The following is a 20,931-nucleotide window of genomic DNA, read 5'->3' as shown; positions in this document are numbered from 1 at the left end:
AGTGAGGGATTTAACCTCACTCCAACTTTATTAACATCCTCTCGACCTTCTCCCACTTCCGGTTTATTGTTGAAATTCCTGCCTCATCGAATTCCGGAGAACCATCGCGTGTTTCAGACAGTTGACGCCTATGCCGGCGACCCTATTCTCTCCTTAATGGAGCGTTTCAAAGAAGATCCTCGCAGCGACAAAGTGAACCTCAGTATTGGTCTGTATTACAACGAGGATGGCATTATCCCTCAGTTGAAGGCCGTTGCTGAAGCGGAAGCGCGTCTGAACGCTGTTCCGCACGGTGCCTCTCTTTATCTGCCGATGGAAGGGCTAAATGCCTACCGCAATACCATCGCGCCGCTGCTGTTTGGTGCCGATCACGCGGTGCTCGCGCAAAAACGCGTGGCGACCATCCAGACGCTGGGCGGCTCGGGTGCGCTGAAGGTGGGGGCCGACTTCCTGAAAAAATATTTCCCGGATTCAGGCGTATGGGTCAGTGACCCGACGTGGGAAAACCACGTCGCGATCTTCGAGGGCGCAGGCTTCAAAGTGGCGACCTATCCATGGTTCGACAGCGAAACCAACGGCGTGCGCGTTGAAGCGCTGCTGGAAAAACTGAACACGCTGCCTGAGCGCAGTATTGTGCTGTTGCATCCGTGCTGCCATAACCCGACCGGGGCGGATCTCACCCATGCCCAGTGGGATGCGGTCATTGAGGTACTGAAAGCCCGCAACCTGATTCCGTTCCTCGACATTGCCTATCAGGGCTTTGGTGCGGGCATGGAAGACGATGCTTACGCCATCCGCGCCGTGGCCAGCGCCGGGCTGCCAGCGCTGGTCAGCAACTCCTTCTCCAAAATCTTCTCGCTTTACGGCGAGCGCGTGGGCGGTCTGTCCGTGGTGTGTGAAGACGCCGAAGCGGCGGGTCGCGTGCTGGGTCAGCTTAAAGCAACGGTGCGCCGCATCTACTCCAGCCCGCCAAACTTTGGTGCGCAGGTGGTGGCGACGGTTCTCGGTGACGAAAAGCTGAAAGCGTCGTGGCTTGCTGAAGTGGAAGCAATGCGTAAGCGCATTCTGTCGATGCGTCAGGAGCTGGTTAACGTCCTGAAAGAGGCCGTGCCGGGGCATAACTTCGACTATCTGCTCAAGCAGCGCGGAATGTTCAGCTACACCGGACTGAGCGCGGCGCAGGTCGATCGCCTGCGCGAAGAGTTCGGCGTCTACCTGATTGCCAGCGGTCGTATGTGCGTGGCAGGACTGAATGCCAGTAACGTTCAGCGCGTAGCGCAGGCGTTTGCTGCTGTGATGTGAGTATTCACTTACTTTAATGCTATATGTAGGCCGGGTAAGGCGCAGCCGCCACCCGGCTTTTTTGTTTGCGCCGGTGCCAATCATTGCCCGGTGGCGCTTCGCTTACCGGGCCTACACGCCACTTCCGCGCTTTGTGATCGTCTTCTTTTTATTCAGCCTCATAAGCAAAAACTCCTTCCCTTCACTTCCCGCTGGGGTTATGGTCGGATAGTTTTTTGACCATCCGCTCAAATTAAAACGATAACAAACTGAATATTCAGGGGAAAATATGCGCAAGATCACACTGGCGCTCAGCGCCGCCTGCTTATTGTTCTCGCTTAATAGCGCCGTCGTCGCGCGTGCTTCTGCACCGACGCCACTTTACACCGGTACCACCGCCGCCATTCTTGCCGAGCAGGCACCCATTCACTGGGTCTCTGTGGCACAAATCGAAAACAGTCTGGTAGGCCGTCCGCCGATGGCCGTTGGCTTCGACATTGACGATACCGTCCTCTTCTCGAGTCCGGGCTTCTGGCGAGGCAAAAAAACCTGGTCGCCAGACAGCGAAGCGTATCTGAAGAACCCGGAGTTCTGGGAAAAAATGAACAACGGCTGGGACGAATTCAGCATCCCGAAAGAGGTGGCACGCGCGCTGATCGCCATGCACGTGAAGCGCGGCGACAGCATTTACTTTGTCACCGGACGGAGCCAGACCAAAACGGAAACTGTTTCAAAGACGCTGCAGGATGATTTCCTGATCCCGGCTGCTAGCATGAACCCGGTTATTTTTGCGGGTGATAAAGAAGGGCAAAACACCAAAACCCAGTGGCTGGAACAGAAAAATATCAAAGTGTTCTACGGCGATTCAGATAACGACATCACCGCCGCGCACGACGCAGGAGCCAGAGGGATCAGGGTATTACGCGCCTCTAACTCGACCTATCGACCGCTGCCGATGGCCGGGAAATTTGGCGAAGAGGTGATTGTTAATTCCGAATACTGAGTTATGCTGGTTTTTTGAACAAATCAGGCCTGCCGGGTTTACCTTTTGTCGTCTTGCTACACACTTAAAGAGGCAGATACTCAATTCGCGTTTAACCCATTCACAGGGGAGCAAAGATGACAATTTCGGAGATACTTCAGTACTGCATGAGCAAGCCGGGCGCGGAGCAAAGCGTCCACAGCGACTGGAAAGCCACGCAGATTAAGGTGGGTGATGTGCTGTTTGCGATGGTGAAAGAGGTGGAAGGCCGTCCGGCGGCGTCGCTGAAAACCAGCCCGGAGCTGGCCGATTTATTGCGTCAGCAGCACGATGATGTCAGACCAAGCAAGCATCTGAATAAAGCGCACTGGAGCACGGTGTATCTCGACGGTTCCATTCCCGGGTCGCAAATTTACTACCTGGTGGACGCGTCCTATCAGCAGGCGGTTGAGCTGCTGCCGGAAACGACCCGACAGCAGCTCTCCGTGTGACGATTACAGCAACGGTTTAAGGAAGCGTGCGGTGTGCGAGGCTTCGCACTCTGCAACGGTCTCTGGCGTGCCGGAGACGAGAATTTCACCGCCGCCGCTGCCGCCTTCCGGGCCGAGATCGACAATCCAGTCCGCGGTTTTAATCACGTCCAGGTTGTGCTCAATCACCACGATAGTGTTGCCCTGATCGCGCAACTGATGCAGCACCTCGAGCAGCTGCTGGATGTCGGCAAAGTGCAGACCGGTAGTCGGCTCATCAAGAATGTACAGCGTCTGACCGGTGCCGCGTTTTGACAGCTCACGCGCCAACTTCACGCGCTGCGCTTCACCACCGGAAAGCGTTGTCGCCGACTGTCCCAGACGAATGTAGGTCAGGCCTACGTCCATCAGCGTTTGCAGCTTACGCGCCAGCGCAGGGACGGCGTCAAAGAACTCGCGCGCCTCTTCGATGGTCATGTCCAGCACTTCGTGAATGGTCTTGCCTTTGTACTTAATCTCCAGCGTTTCGCGGTTATAGCGTTTGCCTTTGCACTGGTCGCACGGCACGTAGATATCCGGCAGGAAGTGCATCTCAACCTTGATCACGCCATCGCCCTGGCACGCTTCACAGCGACCGCCGCGCACGTTAAAGCTGAAACGTCCTGGCGTATACCCGCGCGAACGTGATTCCGGTACGCCCGCGAAGAGTTCACGTACGGGCGTAAAGACGCCGGTATAGGTCGCCGGGTTAGAGCGCGGGGTACGGCCAATCGGGCTCTGGTCGATGTCGATAACCTTATCGAAATGCTCCAGCCCCTGAATGTCGCGGTACGGCGCAGGCTCGGCCAGCGTCGCGCCGTTCAGCGCCGTCTGCGCAATCGGGAACAGCGTATCGTTGATCAGCGTCGATTTACCGGAACCGGACACGCCGGTGATACAGGTAAACAGGCCAACCGGTAGCGTCAGGGTGACGTCTTTCAGGTTGTTACCGCGCGCGCCGGTCAGCTTCAGCACTTTTTCCGGATCTGCCGCTACGCGCTGTTTCGGCACTTCAATTTTGCGCTTGCCGCTCATGAACTGGCCAGTCAGCGACTCGGGCACCGCCATAATGTCTTTCAGCGTCCCTTCAGCAACGACCTGGCCGCCGTGCACGCCAGCGCCTGGGCCGATGTCGATGACGTGATCAGCCGCGCGGATCGCATCTTCGTCGTGCTCGACCACGATGACCGTGTTGCCGAGGTTGCGCAGGTGAACCAGCGTGCCGAGCAGACGCTCGTTGTCGCGCTGGTGAAGGCCGATGGACGGCTCATCCAGCACGTACATCACGCCTACCAGACCGGCGCCAATCTGGCTAGCCAGACGGATACGCTGGGCTTCCCCGCCGGAGAGCGTTTCTGCCGAGCGGGAAAGCGTCAGGTAGTTCAGGCCGACGTTCACGAGGAACTTCAGGCGATCGCCAATCTCTTTCAGCACTTTTTCGGCAATTTTCGCACGCTGGCCGGAGAGCTTCAGGTTGTTGAAGAAGTCCATCGCGTGGCCGATGCTCATGTCTGAGATGGTCGGCAGCGCCGTGTTTTCAACAAACACGTGGCGTGCTTCGCGACGCAGACGTGTGCCCTCACAGGTGGCGCAGGAGCGGTTGCTGATGAACTTCGCCAGCTCTTCACGTACCGCGCTGGATTCGGTCTCTTTGTAGCGGCGCTCCATATTGTGCAGCACCCCTTCGAACGGATGGCGACGCACGGAGGTATCGCCGCGATCGTTCATGTACTTGAACTCGATGTTCTCTTTACCGGAACCGAAAAGGATCACTTTGTGCACGTTCGGGCTCAGGCTCGCCCACGGCGCTTCAACGTCGAACTTGTAGTGCTCTGCCAGCGATTTCAGCATCTGGAAGTAGTAGAAGTTACGCTTGTCCCAGCCGCGAATGGCACCGCCCGCCAGCGACAGCTCCGGGTTTTGGATCACGCGGTCCGGGTCGAAATACTGCTGTACGCCCAGGCCGTCACACGTCGGGCAGGCACCGGCCGGGTTGTTGAAGGAGAACAGACGCGGTTCCAGCTCGCGCATGCTGTAGCCGCAAATCGGGCAGGCAAAGTTGGCGGAGAAGAGCAGCTCTTCCGCTTTCGGGTCGTCCATGTCGGAGACCACGGCCGTGCCGCCAGAGAGTTCCAGCGCCGTTTCAAAGGACTCCGCGAGACGCGTAGCGAGATCGTCACGCACCTTAAAGCGATCAATGACCACTTCGATGGTGTGCTTCTTCTGCAGTTCCAGCTTTGGCGGATCGGACAGGTCACACACTTCGCCGTCGATACGGGCGCGGATATAGCCCTGGCTTGCCAGGTTTTCCAGCGTTTTGGTGTGCTCGCCCTTACGCTCTTTAATGATCGGTGCCAGCAGCATCAGGCGTTTGCCTTCCGGCTGCGACAGCACGTTATCCACCATCTGGCTCACGGTCTGGGCCGCCAGCGGGACGTCGTGGTCCGGGCAGCGCGGCTCGCCTACGCGGGCATACAGCAGACGCAGGTAGTCGTGAATTTCGGTAATGGTACCGACCGTAGAACGCGGGTTGTGCGAGGTGGACTTCTGCTCAATAGAGATAGCAGGGGACAACCCTTCAATATGGTCGACATCCGGTTTTTCCATCAGCGACAGGAACTGACGCGCGTACGCGGAGAGTGATTCAACGTAACGACGCTGTCCTTCGGCATACAAAGTGTCGAAAGCCAGTGAGGATTTGCCAGACCCCGAAAGCCCGGTCACGACGATGAGTTTGTCGCGAGGGATTATGAGGTTGATATTCTTGAGATTGTGGGTGCGGGCGCCCCGAACTTCGATCTTATCCATTCACCTTTCCCGGTTGGAACACGGATTGCCTGATTTGTTTGAAGGACAAACGGCTGTCAGAAACGGCTAATTATGACACAATTTAACCTGTTTGAATATACAGTATTGGAATGCATTTTCTGATTGGCTGTGTAACAATGTCGAGTTCGCGAGAGATTTCTGAACCAACTACGCAACTATGCAAATTGCCGCGTGGAAATGGTACACTCGCGCGTTTACACTATTAAGAAACGTATTCAGGAGACACGAACATGGCCAGCAGAGGCGTAAACAAGGTGATTCTCGTCGGTAATCTGGGCCAGGACCCGGAAGTACGCTACATGCCGAGTGGTGGCGCAGTTGCCAACATTACGCTGGCTACTTCCGAATCCTGGCGTGATAAAGCGACCGGTGAGATGAAAGAGCAGACCGAATGGCACCGCGTTGTGCTGTTTGGCAAACTGGCCGAAGTGGCCGGTGAGTATCTGCGTAAAGGTTCTCAGGTCTATATCGAAGGCCAGCTGCGTACCCGCAAATGGACCGATCAGTCCGGCGCTGAGAAGTACACCACGGAAGTCGTGGTGAACGTGGGCGGCACCATGCAGATGCTGGGTGGCCGTCAGGGCGGTGGCGCACCGGCAGGTGGCGGACAGAGCCAGCAGCAGGGCGGTTGGGGTCAGCCTCAGCAGCCGCAGGGCGGCAACCAGTTCAGCGGCGGCGCGCAGTCTCGTCCGCAGCAGCAGTCTGCTCCGGCCCCGTCTAACGAACCGCCAATGGATTTCGACGACGACATTCCATTCTGATCAACGGATGCGAAAACAAAAAACCCAGACATCGTCTGGGTTTTTTTATTGTTGAAGGGATCAGGTAATCACCATCGGCCAGTCTGGTGGCGTGTGGCTCATGGCTTCCACCATCACCACTTTTATATTTTCCCAAACGGCAGCGATATCCACCAGGGTAATGCCAAGCAGGCCCGTTGCAAACCAGCAGGCTGCACCCAGCCCCAGCAGGGTGCTGATCACCGCAAGGCCAGCGTAGTCAGATTTACGAAACTGAATGTTCAGCGTGCTGGCTAAAAACATCAAAACCGCACTTAACAATGGCCAGCGAAGGAGAACCATGCTGGTGGTAATGGTCGCCATAAACCCATCCTCGACAAAACAGACGAACTGAAATGAAACAATGTTTCTCGTTACACAGGATGTGTGAACTATATCACATTTGCTGTTTTATTCGCCAGTCTCACGGCGTGGAAAAATGGGCGATTTATCACCATGGAGAATATATCTCTGTCAGCGAGGCTGACGCCTCAACGCAACGGCTGCCTGGGCAAGTGCGGCGAGAGCGTGGCTCGGGCAAGAGACATGTCTGGTCAGCCATTTTACTGGCGAAGTGAAGCGTTATTTTTACGCCCGTCATAAAAATATGCTGGTTGCGTTTGATTATTAATAAATCAAACGACAAAGCAGAGGGGAACAATTATCACGAAATTTCATGTTCATCTTGTTCTTTTTTCGTGCGGCCAGAATTTTGGTTTAATCAGCTATCCGCTGTTGTGCTATCTAAAACTACCCGTCTGTAGTGGATAATTATTTTCCTTAATTGAAACGGAACGAATACTTTCAGTTTAGCTTACGGGAAAATATTATCGTCATAAGCAATTTTAAGATTTTTAATACTAAAAGTCGGTTGCTAACTTCGCATGATTCATGCAACGTAATCATCTGTTTATCAAAGCATCCGGCCTTCATTACTACAGGCGTACAACATGCAGGGATATAGGGCGGGAAATGAATCGTAGCGCGCGGCGCAAGATGCTCAGGGTGGTAGGGATCATCATGGTAGTTATGCTACCGGTGATGCTTGCGCTATGGTTTGCCCAGCTCAGAGCCGTGTCGGAAACAAGCGCCCAACTACGCACATTTGCTGGACTTGCGTTAGACAAAACAGAACTTGTCATTCAACAGGTTGATTTAGCACGCGATGGCGCTGAACAATATCAGGGTAAACTGTGTACACCTGAGCACCGGCAATATATGTTGAATGTGGTTCGTGGTCGTCTTTTCGTCGCCGATTTAATTTATGCACAAGGCCAACGTTTTCTTTGTTCAACCGTTTTTACCCCCGACCAGCCCTATCTGATTTCTGTCGCCAATTACAAACGTAAACCCGACATTGCCATCTATTATTATCGCGATACGCCATTTTTTACTGGCTATAAAATGACATATATGCAGCGCGGAAATTATGTTGTGGTGGTCAATCCGCTTTCTTACAGTGAAGTGATGTCAGCCGATCATTCTCTGTCGTGGGGGGTATACGACACGGTAACTAATGCATTCTTTTCCGTCAGCCAGCAGGCCAATATTACATTATTGAATGCGCTAATCCGGGATAAGGAATCGACATTTCAAAAAGATGACCGTTTTTATACCATCGTTAAATCCGATAAACGTCCTATCGCAGCCATCGTTTCCACATCGAATACACGCTTTTATGAAACGCTTTATCATCAGGCCACACTGACGCTGCCGCTGGGGATGATCTGCAGCATTATTATTCTGCTGGTGTGGTCACGCACCCACCGTGAACTCAACTCCCCAGGCCGTTTGCTGCATCGTGCGCTGAATAAGCGCCAGCTTTGCGTCCATTATCAGCCAATTATTGATATTAAAAATAATCGGTGCGTGGGGGCAGAAGCGTTACTGCGCTGGCCTGGCTTTAACGGACAGGTGATGAGTCCGGTGGAATTTATCCCGCTGGCGGAAAAAGAGGGCATGAGCGAACGTATTACGGATTACGTCGTCGAAGAGGTGTTCAGCGATCTGGGGCATTTCCTGGCGACGCATCCCGATCTCTATATTTCCATTAACCTGTCGGCGACTGATTTCCACTCTTCGCGCCTGATTGCGATGATCTCAGACAAGGCCAGACACTATGCCGTGCGCGCGCAGCAGATAAAGATTGAAGTGACGGAACGCGGGTTTATCGATGTTCCTAAAACCACACCCGTTATTCAGGCTTTCCGTCAGGCGGGCTATGAAGTGGCCATCGATGATTTCGGGACCGGTTACTCCAACCTGCATAACCTTTATTCGCTGAACGTCGATATCCTGAAAATCGATAAATCCTTTATCGATACCTTAACCACCAACAGCACCAGCCACCTGATTGCTGAGCACATCATTGAGATGGCGCAAAGTTTGCGTCTTAAAACGATTGCGGAAGGTGTGGAAACGGCAGAGCAGGTCAGCTGGCTGTTGAAGCGTGGCGTGCAGTATTGTCAGGGATGGCACTTCGCGAAAGCGATGCCGCCCCAGGAATTTATGGCCTGGCAGCAGCAACCTTTGCACTGATACACATTAATTCAACTGGTGGCGGTAATCGCTCGGCGTGCGGTCAAATTCACGGCGAAACACGCGGGAAAAGGTTTGTTGCGAGACATAACCCAGATCCATCGCGATATCAAAAATAGGCCGCTGCGTCGAACGTAGCGCCTGCGCTGCCAGCAGCAGTCTGCGCTGGCGAATGTACTCACCCAGCGTCTGATGCATGACGGTGCGGAACATTCTCTGTAAATACCATTTCGAATAGCCCGATTTTTTAGCGACCACATCAATGTTCAACGGTTGGTCGATATGTTCATCAATCCATTCAATAAGCGTCTGAATAATTTGCTGATGCGACATAAGGTTGCCCCTCTGTAGATACATCTATCCTGGTGGATTCGTCGTTTTCTCTGCGGGGGAGTATAATTCCTCAAGTTAACTTGAGGTAAAGAGGTTTTATGGAAAAGAGATTGCCGCGAATTAAAGCGCTCTTAACCCCCGGTGAAGTGGCAAAGCGCAGCGGCGTTGCGGTGTCGGCGCTCCACTTCTATGAAAGCAAAGGGTTAATTAAGAGTATCCGTAATGCCGGAAACCAGCGGCGTTACACCCGCGACGTGCTCCGCTATGTGGCGATTATCAAAATTGCGCAACGAATCGGAATCCCCCTGGCCACCATCGGCGATGCGTTCGGCGTGCTGCCGGAAGGACACACGCTTAGCCCGAAAGAGTGGAAAGAGCTGTCGTCCCAGTGGCGTGAAGAGCTGGACCGACGCATTCACACACTGGTCGTGCTGCGTGACGAACTGGATGGCTGTATTGGCTGTGGGTGTTTATCTCGCAGCGACTGCCCGTTGCGTAACCCCGGCGACAGGCTGGGCGAGCAGGGAACGGGCGCGCGGTTGCTGGAGGAGGATTGAGTATGTGCGGCCGGTTTGCCGGGTGGCGGCTGCGCCTTACCCGGCCTACAAAACCGAGAACGTAGGCCGGGTAAGCGAAGCGTCACCCGGCAAAAAGCATAATAAAGAACTAAAGCGCCACAAAGGGCGCTTTAGTTTTTCCCGGTCTTTGTCTTTCTCTCTATCCCGCTGGTTCACGGGAGGGTTTCCCCCGACATCAGCACCCCTCATGTCGAGCAAGTTGGGGAGGTTCCGGTTTGTGCTGACACTTTAATTCTATGCAAGACCCCGATTTTCGCCAGCGTGGAGGGTTTCTTTTTAGCCAAAATTTTTTCGCGATGTTGTTCGATTTTCTATAGTTAGAAAGTATGAATTACAGGAGACAATCATGCTCACGGTACATCACCTTAACCAGTCACGCTCGCACCGCGTGATCTGGGCGCTGGAAGAACTTGCCCTGCCTTATGAGATTGTTCATTACCAGCGTGAAAAAACCATGCTGGCGCCTGAGTCTCTCAAAAAAGTGCATCCGCTGGGCAAATCACCGGTCATTGAAGACAACGGGCTGATCCTTGCCGAGTCCGGTGCCATTCTGGAATATCTCCAGGAAACCTACGACGCAGAATCGCACCTTAAACCGCGGGATCCTGCTCACAAGGTGCAATATCGTTTCTGGCTGCACTACGCAGAAGGTTCGCTTATGCCATTGCTGTTAATGAAGCTGGTTTTTAACAGCCTGGGCAAACCCCCCGTGCCGTTTGGGATGCGCACGCTGGGGAAAGCGCTGGGGCAGGGAGTACAAAAAGCTTACCTCAACCGCCAGCTGGAAACCCATGCGCGTTATATCGAATCGCACCTTTCAGAGAACAGTTGGTTTGCCGGTGACACGCTCAGCATGGCCGATATTCAGATGAGTTTCCCGATCTTTGCCCTGCTGGCGCGCGGTGGCGTCGACAACCTCCCGCATACCCATGCCTGGAAGAAAAAGGTCGAAAATCGTCCCGGCTGGCAAAAAACACTGGAACAGGGCGGGCCGCTCACTATCCCTGGCGAAGGGTGAAATGTAACTAAATTGCGCATAGACGATAACGTTTGCGCATCGTCTGTTTATTTCTTCATCGTCATAAGGGAATTTTAGCGAAAAACGAGAAAGTTCAGTTGAAAAGGGCGGGGATTAGGCTAGATAATCGTTTGCCTTAATTTGACCACCCGTTTCGTAAGCGCGGAGCTAAACGTTTGCTTTTTTTGTGACGCCCCTTTTGTCGCAAACGCAAGATATGGATTTGACGTTATAGCTGGCAGTGGCGTCTCCACCACGCTTATGGACGTTCTATAAAAACTCTCAGGGGATGTTTTCTATGTCTACGCCATCTGCGCGTACCGGCGGTTCGCTTGACGCCATCTTTAAAATTTCTGCTCGCGGCAGCACCGTGCGCCAGGAAGTCGTTGCGGGTCTGACGACGTTTCTGGCGATGGTGTACTCCGTCATCGTTGTACCGGGCATGTTGGGCAAAGCGGGCTTCCCGCCTGCGGCTGTCTTTGTTGCCACCTGTCTCGTGGCCGGTGTTGGCTCTATCGTGATGGGCCTGTGGGCGAACCTGCCGCTGGCAATCGGCTGTGCCATCTCTCTGACCGCGTTTACCGCGTTCAGCCTCGTGCTGGGTCAGCACATCAGCGTGCCCGTTGCGCTCGGTGCCGTGTTCCTGATGGGCGTGCTGTTTACCGTGATTTCCGCAACCGGCATCCGTAGCTGGATTTTGCGCAACCTGCCGCAGGGCGTGGCGCACGGTACGGGTATCGGTATCGGCCTGTTCCTGCTGCTGATCGCCGCGAACGGCGTGGGCCTGGTGATCAAGAACCCGCTGGACGGCCTGCCGGTGGCGCTGGGTCACTTCGCCAGCTTCCCGGTGATCATGTCCCTGATTGGTCTGGCGGTAATTATTGGTCTGGAAAAACTGAAAGTGCCGGGTGGCATTCTGCTGACCATTATCGGCGTTTCTATTGTTGGCCTGATCTTCGACCCGACCGTGCACTTCTCCGGTATCTTCGCCATGCCGTCCCTGAGCGATGACAAAGGCAACTCCCTGATTGGCAGCCTGGATATTGTCGGCGCGCTGAACCCGGTGATCCTGCCAAGCGTGCTGGCGCTGGTGATGACCGCCGTGTTTGACGCGACCGGTACCATCCGCGCGGTGGCCGGTCAGGCAAACCTGCTGGATAAAGACGGTCAGATTATCGACGGTGGCAAAGCGCTGACGACCGACTCCCTGAGCAGCGTTTTCTCTGGTCTGGTGGGCGCGGCGCCTGCGGCGGTGTACATCGAGTCCGCAGCGGGTACGGCAGCAGGCGGTAAAACCGGTCTGACGGCAATCACCGTCGGCGTGCTGTTCCTGCTGATCCTGTTCCTCTCTCCGCTCTCTTATCTGGTCCCGGCTTATGCGACCGCACCTGCGCTGATGTACGTCGGCCTGCTGATGCTGAGCAACGTGGCGAAAATCGATTTTGCGGACTTCGTGGACGCGATGTCCGGCCTGATCACCGCGGTCTTTATCGTGCTGACCTGCAACATCGTGACCGGCATTATGATCGGTTTCGCTTCGCTGGTGATTGGTCGTCTGGTCTCGGGTGAATGGCGCAAGCTGAACATCGGCACCGTCGTTATCGCTATCGCACTGGTGGCGTTCTACGCGGGCGGCTGGGCAATCTAAGTTATCCATTGATGCGAAAACGGGTGGCTCAGGCCGCCCGTTTTTATTTTCAGGACTCATCCCGTTGCCTTTTGCGTTACTCTGGAGAAGATAGAATAAAAGGCACGACGCCTTAGGTTTGGCTTATAAGCAACACAGCAAACAGGGAACGCATGGAAATCTTCTTCACAATACTCATCATGACCCTTGTGGTCTCGCTATCCGGGGTGGTTACACGCGTACTACCCTTTCAAATTCCCCTGCCATTAATGCAAATTGCCATCGGTGCGCTGCTGGCGTGGCCGACGTTTGGCCTGCACGTTGAGTTCGATCCGGAACTGTTCCTCGTGCTGTTTATCCCGCCGCTGCTGTTCGCCGATGGCTGGAAAACCCCCACGCGCGAATTCCTCGAACACGGGCGAGAGATCTTCGGTCTGGCGCTGGCGCTGGTGGTCGTTACCGTGGTCGGGATTGGTTTCCTGATCTACTGGATGGTGCCGGGCATTCCGTTAATCCCTGCCTTTGCGCTGGCCGCCGTGCTGTCGCCAACCGATGCCGTGGCGCTTTCCGGCATTGTGGGCGAAGGCCGTATTCCGAAGAAAATCATGGGCATTTTGCAGGGCGAGGCGCTGATGAACGACGCCTCCGGCCTGGTGGCCCTGAAGTTTGCCGTGGCGGTAGCCATGGGCACCATGGTCTTTACCGTTGGCGGTGCGACCCTGGAGTTCTTTAAGGTGGCGATTGGCGGTATTCTGGCTGGTTTCGTGGTGAGCTGGCTGTACGGTCGCTCGTTGCGCTTCCTCAGCCGCTGGGGCGGTGATGAACCTGCAACGCAAATCGTTCTGCTGTTCCTGCTGCCGTTTGCTTCCTACCTGATTGCTGAACACATCGGCGTGTCGGGCATTCTGGCGGCAGTGGCGGCAGGGATGACCATCACCCGCTCCGGCGTGATGCGCCGCGCGCCGCTGGCGATGCGCCTGCGCGCCAACAGCACCTGGGCGATGCTCGAATTCGTATTTAACGGCATGGTATTTCTGCTGTTGGGTCTGCAGTTGCCCGGCATTCTGGAGACCTCGCTGGTGGCGGCTGAGGCCGATCCTAACGTTGAAACCTGGCTGCTGTTCACCGATATCGTGCTGATCTACATGGCGCTGATGCTGGTGCGTTTTGGCTGGCTGTGGACGATGAAGAAGTTCAGCGTGCGCTTCCTGACCAAAAAGCCGATGGAGTTCGGTTCATGGTCAACGCGTGAGCTGCTGATTGCCTCGTTTGCGGGCGTGCGCGGGGCGATCACCCTTGCTGGTGTGCTCTCTATTCCACTGCTGTTACCGACGGGAGATGTCTTCCCGGCACGCTACGAGCTGGTATTCCTGGCAGCAGGCGTCATTCTGTTCTCACTGTTTGTCGGCGTGATTATGCTGCCGATTTTACTCCAGCATATTGATGTCGGCGATTCGACCCAGCAGCATAAAGAAGAACGTATTGCGCGGGCGGCTACCGCTGAAGTGGCAATTGTCGCCATCCAGAAAATGGAAGAACGCCTGGCCGCGGATGCGGAAGAGAACATCGATAATCAGCTGCTGACGGAAGTGAGTTCCCGCGTGATTGGTAACCTGCGTCGTCGGGCCGACGGGCGTAACGACGTGGAAAGCTCGCTGCAGGAGGAGAACCTGGAGCGCCGGTTCCGCCTGGCGGCGCTGCGCTCAGAGCGTGCCGAGCTTTATCACCTGCGCGCCACGCGGCAGATCAGCAACGAAACGCTGCAAAAGCTGCTGCACGATCTGGACCTGCTGGAAGCGCTGTTGATAGAGAATCAGTAGCACGCTGTTGCCCCTCACCCTAACCCTCTCCCTGTGGGAGAGGGAACCGATCGAGCCCCTCGCCCCTATGGGGAGAGGGGTTGGGGTGAGGGGGAAACCCAAAACCCCTCACAACACTGCAACCACGCCTGCGCGCTGTGCGACAGATACACCCCTTCTCGCCAGATCATCCCTAGCTGCCAGTGCAGGTCGCTCTCCAGCGGGATCCAGCGTAGCGTGTTTTTATCCAGCCGCTCGCAGATAGGCTGCGGCAGAATGGCAATCCCCACGCCTGCCTGTACCATCGCCGCCAGGAAATCCCACTGGCCGCTGCGCACCGCAATGCGGGGCTTGACGTTGTGTTGATTAAACAGCGCCATCAGCTGGCGGCTGAGGGCGAAATCTTCGTTGTAAATCAGCAGAGGGTGCTCGCCGAGCAGTTCGGGCTTCACCGAGTCTATCTTCAGCCATTCACCGGAGCGGGGCACCAGCACGCACAGCGGATGGCTAAAGAGCGGCAGCGTCGCCAGTCCGCTCTCCTCCTCAACGGGAAGGGCGGTCATCGCCACGTCCAGATCGCCGTTGGTGACCGCCTGCTGAACGGTTAAGCCGCCAAATTCTGAAATTTTCAGCTCAACGCCGGGATAACGCTGGCGAAACAGGCTAATCGGCCCGGCCATCATCATCCCCACCATCGGTGGAATGCCGAGGCGCAGCACCCCTTTCGTCAGGTGGTTGATGTCGCCCAGCTCCGCCTCCAGCTGGCGGAACTCGGCCAGAATCGCCAGCCCGCGCTCGAACACCACGCGTCCGGTGTCGGTCAGCAACAGCTTGCGCCCGTCGCGGATCAGCAGAGTACAGTTCAGCTCGTCTTCGAGGTTTTTCAGCATCTTGCTGATGGTAGGCTGGGTAACGAACAACTTCTCCGCTGCGCGGGTAAAACTTTGCTGGCGAACCACTTCGATAAAATAGCGCAGCGTTCTTATGTCCATGATTATTCCTCGAAACTATGCCTTCGATGATTTTAATTCATTTCAGTCCACACCGTGCGGTCTCTATACTGGCGCCTCGTCTCATTTTTGAGGAAACCCTCCATGGCCGTGGCGTTAAGCCGTGTTACGCCTGCCGTTGTGCAACGACTCCAGGTACCGGTTCAGGTACTGCTCTACGCGGGACTGTTTGTTTTCGCTGAATATCTCGTCGGCTGGCTGCATCTGCCGCTGCCTGCGAATCTTGTCGGTATGCTGCTGATGCTGACGCTTATTCTCTGTCGCGTGATCCCCCTTAACTGGGTACGCGCCGGGGCGCGCTGGCTGCTGGCGGAGATGTTGCTGTTCTTTGTCCCTGCCGTAGTAGCGGTAGTGAACTACGCGCAGCTGCTGATGGTCGACGGATGGCGCATCTTTGCGGTCATCGCGTTAAGCACGCTGATGGTGCTGGGGGCGACCGCCTGGGTGGTGGATAAAGTGTATCGCTTTGAAATCAGCAGGCAGAAGCATGACTAACTTTCAGATTAGCGTGCTGTGCCTGGTCGCCACGCTAATTATCTACTTTGCCAATAAGCGACTGTACCGCCGCTTTCACGCCCTGCCGCTGATGCCGCTGGTCTTCACGCCGATCCTGCTGGTACTGATGCTGGTCTTCGGCCATATCTCCTGGCAGAACTACATTGGTGAATCCCACTGGCTGTTGTGGCTGCTTGGCCCGGCGACCATCGCTTTTGCCGTCCCCGTTTACGACAACCTGGCGATTATCAAACGTCACTGGATGTCGCTCAGCGCAGGTGTGATCACCGCCACGGTGGTCGCAGTGTGCAGCTCCGTCTGGCTGGCGCGGCTGTTTACCTTGTCCGATGAAATTCAGCGCAGCCTCGCCGTGCGCTCGGTGACCACGCCGTTTGCGCTGGCGGCAGCCAAGCCGCTCGGCGGGCAGCCGGATCTGGTGGCGCTGTTTGTGGTGGTGACGGGCGTGTTCGGCATGGCGGTGGGCGATGTGCTGTTCCTGCGGCTTTCCATTCGCGAAGGTATGGCGAAAGGGGCAGGGTTTGGCGCGGCGTCGCACGGCGCGGGAACGGCGCGTTCGTATGAGCTGGGTCAGCAGGAGGGCGTGGTCGCGAGCCTGGTGATGATGCTTTCGGGCGTGGTAATGGTACTGATTGCGCCGCTGGTGGCGTGGGTGATGTTTTAATTTCCCCGGCCAGAATGACCGGGGAGAAAGGCTTAGTGCGCGCGGCCCTGCTCGACGCCGAGACCGGTTTGTGAGCGGATAAACTGGGCGCGGAATTTCTCGCGCTCCAGGTTACCCTCCGGCGAATTGTCGGTGGCCGAGAAGAACCAGATCCCGATAAACGCCACGGCAATGGAGAACAGCGCCGGGTATTCATACGGGAAGATGGCGCTTGCGTGACCGAGGATCTGCACCCAGATGGTTGGACCGAGAACCATCAGGATCACAGCCGTCAGCAGACCCAGCCAGCCGCCAATCATCGCCCCACGGGTGGTCAGTTTTGACCAATACATGGAGAGCAGGATGATCGGGAAGTTACAGCTTGCCGCAATCGAGAAGGCCAGCCCCACCATAAAGGCGATGTTCTGCTTCTCGAACAGGATACCCAGCAGGATCGCCACCACGCCCAGCACCAGCACGGTGATTTTCGAGACCTTCAGCTCATCGCGCTCGCTCGCGCCTTTGCGGATGACGTTGGCGTAGAGGTCATGCGACACCGCAGACGCGCCTGCCAGCGTCAGCCCTGCAACCACCGCGAGGATGGTGGCGAAGGCCACGGCGGAGATGAAGCCGAGGAACAGGTTACCGCCAACCGCGTCGGCCAGGTGCACCGCCGCCATGTTGTTACCGCCAATCAACGCGCCCGCCGCGTCTTTAAACGCCGGGTTCGCCCCCACCAGCATGATCGCGCCAAAGCCGATGATAAAGGTCAGAATGTAGAAGTAACCCATAAAGCCGGTGGCATAGAAGACGCTTTTACGTGCTTCACGCGCATCGCTCACGGTAAAGAAGCGCATCAGGATATGCGGTAAACCCGCGGTGCCGAACATCAGGCCGAGACCGAGAGAGAGCGCGGATATCGGATCTTTCACCAGCCCGCCCGGGCTCATGATCGCTTCCCCTTTCGGGTGGACCGCCATCGCTTCGGTAAACAGGTTATTGAAGCTGAAGCCGACGTGCTTCATCACCATAAAGGCCATAAAGCTGGCACCGAACAGCAGCAGGACGGCTTTGATGATCTGCACCCACGTCGTCGCCAGCATGCCGCCGAACAGGACGTACATCACCATCAGCACGCCGACCAGCACCACCGCGACGTGGTAGTTCAGGCCAAACAGCAGTTCGATAAGCTTGCCCGCGCCCACCATCTGGGCGATCAGATACAGCGCCACCACCACCAGCGAGCCGCAGGCGGAGAGGGTACGAATCGGCCCCTGCTTCAGGCGATAGGATGCCACGTCAGCGAAGGTGTAACGTCCCAGGTTGCGCAAGCGTTCGGCAATCAGGAACAGAATGATCGGCCAGCCGACGAGGAAGCCGAGGGAGTAGATCAGGCCGTCATAGCCGGAGGTGTACACCAGCGCGGAGATCCCGAGGAACGAGGCGGCGGACATAAAGTCACCCGCAATCGCCAGCCCGTTCTGGAAGCCGGTAATGTTGCCGCCCGCCGTGTAGTAATCGTTACGGGAACGCACGCGCTTCGACGCCCAGTAGGTGATATACAGCGTCAACAGGACGAAAATCAGGAACATCACAATCGCCTGCCAGTTGGTTGGCTGACGCTGGACCTCGCCGGTAATGGCATCTGCCGCATGGGCAGCAAAGGGAAGTGTGGCGGCAAGCGCCGTCAGGACTCGCTTCATGATGCTTTTACCTCATGCAGAACCGCTTTGTTAAGACGATCGAATTCACCGTTCGCACGCCAGACGTATACGCCGGTCAGCACAAACGAAATCACAATCACGCCGATGCCGATGGGAATACCGCGCGTGACGCTGGTACCCGCGTGCAGCGGGGTGCCCAGCCAGTGCGGGGCGAAGGCGATGAGCAGAATAAAGCCGACGTAAATAACCAGCATGATGATGGAAAGTAAGAAGGCAAACCGTTGCCGCTTATCGACGAGCTCCCTGTAGTGCGCACTATTTTCTATCTGCTGACAAATATGGTCATTCATCACAGAGTCTCCAGAGGTAAGGTTGGTTTGTTTTTATCCCCTCTCCCCTATGGGGAGAGGGTTAGGGTGAGGGGAGGAAGGTGCGGTCTGATGCCCTCACCCCGGCCCTCTCCCACGGGGAGAGGGAGAAAACACTAGGAAGGCATTGCGATGGCCTGCTTCTCTTCGAGCAGTTTGTCCACCACGCCAGGATCCGCGAGCGTTGAGGTATCGCCGAGGTTGCTGGTGTCTCCAGCCGCGATTTTGCGCAAAATACGGCGCATAATCTTGCCGGAGCGAGTTTTCGGCAGCGAGTCGGTCCAGTGCAGCACGTCCGGCGTCGCCAGCGGGCCAATCTCTTTACGCACCCAGTTGCGCACCTCGGTATACAGCTCTGGCGACGGCTCTTCGCCGTGGTTCAGGGTGACGTAGGCATAGATCGCCTGGCCTTTGATGTTGTGCGGAATACCAACAACGGCGGCTTCGGCAATTTTCGGATGCGACACCAGCGCCGACTCAATCTCCGCGGTGCCGAGACGGTGGCCGGAGACGTTCAGCACGTCGTCCACGCGTCCGGTTATCCAGTAATAGCCGTCTTCATCACGACGCGCGCCGTCGCCGCTGAAGTACATGTTTTTAAAGGTCGAGAAGTAGGTCTGCTCGAAGCGCTCGTGGTCGCCAAACAACGTGCGCGCCTGACCCGGCCAGGAGTCGACGATCACCAGGTTGCCTTCGGTGGCCCCTTCCTGCGGATTGCCTTCGTTATCCACCAGCGCGGGCTGCACGCCGAAGAACGGACGGGTTGCGGAACCCGCTTTCAGCTGGGTGGCGCCCGGCATCGGGGTGATCATAAAACCGCCGGTTTCGGTCTGCCACCAGGTGTCCATCACCGGGCATTTCTCGTTGCCGATTTTCTTCCAGTACCACTCCCAGGCTTCCGGGTTGATGGGCTCACCCACGGAACCGAGGATGCGCAATGATGAGCGGTCGGTGCCTTCGATGGCTTTGTCGCCTTCCGCCATTAACGCGCGGATCGCCGTTGGCGCGGTGTAGAGAATGTTGACCTGGTGTTTGTCGACCACCTGACACATACGCGCCGGGGTCGGCCAGTTTGGTACGCCCTCAAACATCAGCGTCGTTGCGCCGCAGGCCAGCGGGCCGTACAGCAGATAGCTGTGTCCGGTAACCCAGCCCACGTCGGCGGTGCACCAGTAGATGTCGCCCGGATGGTAGTCGAAGACGTATTTGAAGGTGGTGGCCGCATAGACCAGATAGCCGCCGGTGGTGTGCAGCACACCTTTCGGTTTGCCGGTTGAGCCGGAGGTATAAAGGATAAACAGCGGGTCTTCCGCATTCATCTCTTCCGGCTGATGCTGGTCGCTCGCTTTTTCAATCAGGTCGCTCCACCAGAGGTCGCGCCCTTCATTCCAGTCGATCTTGCCGCCGGTACGCTTGAGCACGATGACGTTGCTGATGGTTTTCACATTGGGGTTTTTCAGCGCTTCGTCGACGTTTTTCTTCAGGGGAATACCGCGACCGGCGCGCACGCCTTCGTCAGCGGTGATCACCAGCTTCGAGTTAGAGTCAACGATACGCCCGGCAACCGCCTCCGGTGAGAAGCCGCCGAAGATAACGGAGTGGATCGCACCGATGCGCGCGCAGGCCAGCATGGCAACCGCCGCTTCCGGTACCATCGGCATATAAATAGCAACAACGTCGCCTTTTTTAATACCCTGTTCCAGCAATACGTTGGCGAAGCGGCAGACATCGCGATGGAGTTCGTTATAGGTGATATGTTTACTCTGCGAGGCATCATCGCCTTCCCAGATAATGGCCGTTTCGTTGCCGCGCTCGGCGAGGTGGCGGTCAAGGCAGTTCGCCGCCAGATTCAGCGTGCCGTCTTCATACCATTTAATGGAGACGTTACCCGGTGCAAAGGAGGTGTTCTTCACCTTCTGATACGGTTTGATCCAGTCAAGGATATGGCCCTGCTCACCCCAGAAGAGGTCAGGGCTGGAGAGGGATTGCTGATACTTCTCGTGGTACTGCTCCGGGTTTATCAGGCAACGGTCCGCAATATTTGCGGGAATGTCGTGTTTATGGATTTGGCTCATGGCTTTTTTTCTCCGTGTAAGATGTTAATAATATGTCGCAAAAACGTTAATTGTAGGGGCTTTACAAGCTTTGTTTAGTATTTGGGCGGCAGATCACGCATTGTTTGAATAGGCTGAAAAATGAGCGAATGAAACTTTGAAGGGAAATAATTTACGCTAACGATTATTCACATTTATGTTTAAAAAAGCTTTTTTATAACAAAAGGTTATTTATCAGAATTAGGACAAACTCCCGTCATCCCCGCTTTTTCGAGTGAAATGCGTCGTTCTTTAAGGCTTGCGCAACAGGCCGCGCAAATGATACTCATACGCCGCGTTAAAAAATCCCATAAACCAACGCAACACAATTCATACCCTTTCAGTATGTCCCCATATTCATGCAGTT

18 protein-coding genes are annotated in these 20,931 nt (G+C 55.9%); 11 read left to right on the top strand and 7 right to left on the bottom strand.

The features are described from left to right. Window positions 1-108 precede the first annotated feature (108 nt). The 3 genes from tyrB to HV355_RS10460 all read left to right on the top strand — a co-directional run bounded on the left by tyrB (window position 109) and on the right by HV355_RS10460 (window position 2,754). On the top strand, window positions 109-1,302 hold the full coding sequence (gene tyrB / locus HV355_RS10470; protein WP_042718380.1) for an aromatic amino acid transaminase: 1,194 nt from the start codon (window positions 109-111) through the stop codon (window positions 1,300-1,302). Window positions 1,303-1,570: 268 nt separating this feature from the next. After that, on the top strand, window positions 1,571-2,284 hold the full coding sequence (gene aphA, locus HV355_RS10465; RefSeq protein ID WP_172701648.1) for an acid phosphatase AphA: 714 nt from the start codon (window positions 1,571-1,573) through the stop codon (window positions 2,282-2,284). Window positions 2,285-2,400: 116 nt separating this feature from the next. Continuing rightward, window positions 2,401-2,754: an MmcQ/YjbR family DNA-binding protein gene (locus tag HV355_RS10460; protein ID WP_023310053.1), complete on the top strand. Its 354-nt coding sequence runs from the start codon at window positions 2,401-2,403 to the stop codon at window positions 2,752-2,754. Window positions 2,755-2,757: 3 nt separating this feature from the next. On the opposite strand, the gene uvrA is transcribed toward HV355_RS10460, so the two are convergent. Next, complete coding sequence (gene uvrA, locus HV355_RS10455; RefSeq protein ID WP_108418088.1) at window positions 2,758-5,580, bottom strand: excinuclease ABC subunit UvrA; 2,823 nt, start codon at window positions 5,578-5,580, stop codon at window positions 2,758-2,760. A gap of 251 nt (window positions 5,581-5,831) precedes the next feature. On the opposite strand from uvrA, the gene ssb1 reads away from it, so the two are divergent. Continuing rightward, on the top strand, window positions 5,832-6,362 hold the full coding sequence (ssb1, locus tag HV355_RS10450; protein WP_023310055.1) for a single-stranded DNA-binding protein SSB1: 531 nt from the start codon (window positions 5,832-5,834) through the stop codon (window positions 6,360-6,362). 60 nt (window positions 6,363-6,422) lie between these two features. Here the strand turns inward: ssb1 and HV355_RS10445 are convergent, their stop codons facing one another. After that, window positions 6,423-6,704, bottom strand: coding sequence for a YjcB family protein (locus HV355_RS10445; RefSeq protein WP_003860282.1), 282 nt, complete (start codon window positions 6,702-6,704; stop codon window positions 6,423-6,425). A gap of 648 nt (window positions 6,705-7,352) precedes the next feature. On the opposite strand from HV355_RS10445, the gene HV355_RS10440 reads away from it, so the two are divergent. Further along, complete coding sequence (locus HV355_RS10440; RefSeq protein ID WP_100167220.1) at window positions 7,353-8,918, top strand: EAL domain-containing protein; 1,566 nt, start codon at window positions 7,353-7,355, stop codon at window positions 8,916-8,918. Window positions 8,919-8,924: 6 nt separating this feature from the next. Here the strand turns inward: HV355_RS10440 and soxS are convergent, their stop codons facing one another. Then, window positions 8,925-9,251, bottom strand: coding sequence for a superoxide response transcriptional regulator SoxS (soxS, locus tag HV355_RS10435; protein ID WP_013095071.1), 327 nt, complete (start codon window positions 9,249-9,251; stop codon window positions 8,925-8,927). A gap of 98 nt (window positions 9,252-9,349) precedes the next feature. On the opposite strand from soxS, the gene soxR reads away from it, so the two are divergent. From soxR to HV355_RS10415, 4 genes are all read left to right on the top strand, one after another. Continuing rightward, on the top strand, window positions 9,350-9,808 hold the full coding sequence (gene soxR, locus HV355_RS10430; protein WP_089598624.1) for a redox-sensitive transcriptional activator SoxR: 459 nt from the start codon (window positions 9,350-9,352) through the stop codon (window positions 9,806-9,808). A gap of 367 nt (window positions 9,809-10,175) precedes the next feature. Continuing rightward, complete coding sequence (locus HV355_RS10425; protein WP_109492559.1) at window positions 10,176-10,847, top strand: glutathione S-transferase; 672 nt, start codon at window positions 10,176-10,178, stop codon at window positions 10,845-10,847. A gap of 298 nt (window positions 10,848-11,145) precedes the next feature. Next, the gene (gene ghxP, locus HV355_RS10420) at window positions 11,146-12,495 is read left to right on the top strand and encodes a guanine/hypoxanthine transporter GhxP (protein WP_042719170.1); all 1,350 of its coding nucleotides are present in this window, start codon (window positions 11,146-11,148) and stop codon (window positions 12,493-12,495) included. 152 nt (window positions 12,496-12,647) lie between these two features. Next, a complete protein-coding gene (locus HV355_RS10415) occupies window positions 12,648-14,294 on the top strand; it encodes a Na+/H+ antiporter (RefSeq protein ID WP_042719168.1) in 1,647 nt (548 codons plus the stop codon). Between the two features lie 65 nt (window positions 14,295-14,359). Here the strand turns inward: HV355_RS10415 and HV355_RS10410 are convergent, their stop codons facing one another. Next, a complete protein-coding gene (locus tag HV355_RS10410) occupies window positions 14,360-15,265 on the bottom strand; it encodes a LysR family transcriptional regulator (RefSeq protein ID WP_182401833.1) in 906 nt (301 codons plus the stop codon). A 102-nt stretch (window positions 15,266-15,367) separates the two neighbouring features. Between HV355_RS10410 and HV355_RS10405 the strand changes: the two genes are divergently transcribed. Both HV355_RS10405 and HV355_RS10400 read left to right on the top strand, forming a co-directional pair. Then, the gene (locus HV355_RS10405; protein ID WP_059312929.1) at window positions 15,368-15,778 is read left to right on the top strand and encodes a CidA/LrgA family protein; all 411 of its coding nucleotides are present in this window, start codon (window positions 15,368-15,370) and stop codon (window positions 15,776-15,778) included. Beyond that, the gene (locus tag HV355_RS10400) at window positions 15,771-16,460 is read left to right on the top strand and encodes an LrgB family protein (protein ID WP_108418085.1); all 690 of its coding nucleotides are present in this window, start codon (window positions 15,771-15,773) and stop codon (window positions 16,458-16,460) included. Before HV355_RS10405 ends, HV355_RS10400 begins: the two co-directional genes overlap by 8 nt. A gap of 32 nt (window positions 16,461-16,492) precedes the next feature. Here HV355_RS10400 and actP read toward each other — a convergent pair whose 3' ends face one another. From actP to acs, 3 genes are all read right to left on the bottom strand, one after another. Further along, window positions 16,493-18,142 (bottom strand): cation/acetate symporter ActP, encoded by a 1,650-nt coding sequence (actP, locus tag HV355_RS10395; protein WP_063624406.1) that lies wholly within the window; start codon window positions 18,140-18,142, stop codon window positions 16,493-16,495. Beyond that, on the bottom strand, window positions 18,139-18,453 hold the full coding sequence (locus HV355_RS10390) for a DUF485 domain-containing protein (protein WP_120159816.1): 315 nt from the start codon (window positions 18,451-18,453) through the stop codon (window positions 18,139-18,141). The genes actP and HV355_RS10390 overlap by 4 nt, the downstream gene beginning before the upstream one ends. Window positions 18,454-18,587: 134 nt before the next feature. After that, on the bottom strand, window positions 18,588-20,546 hold the full coding sequence (gene acs / locus HV355_RS10385; protein WP_120159817.1) for an acetate--CoA ligase: 1,959 nt from the start codon (window positions 20,544-20,546) through the stop codon (window positions 18,588-18,590). Window positions 20,547-20,931 lie beyond the last annotated feature (385 nt).

This window comes from Enterobacter sp. RHBSTW-01064 (assembly GCF_014103035.1).
Classification (GTDB): domain Bacteria; phylum Pseudomonadota; class Gammaproteobacteria; order Enterobacterales; family Enterobacteriaceae; genus Enterobacter; species Enterobacter mori.
The sequence above is the reverse complement of the archived record's forward strand: the minus strand, read 5'-3'. Positions and strand labels throughout refer to the sequence as shown.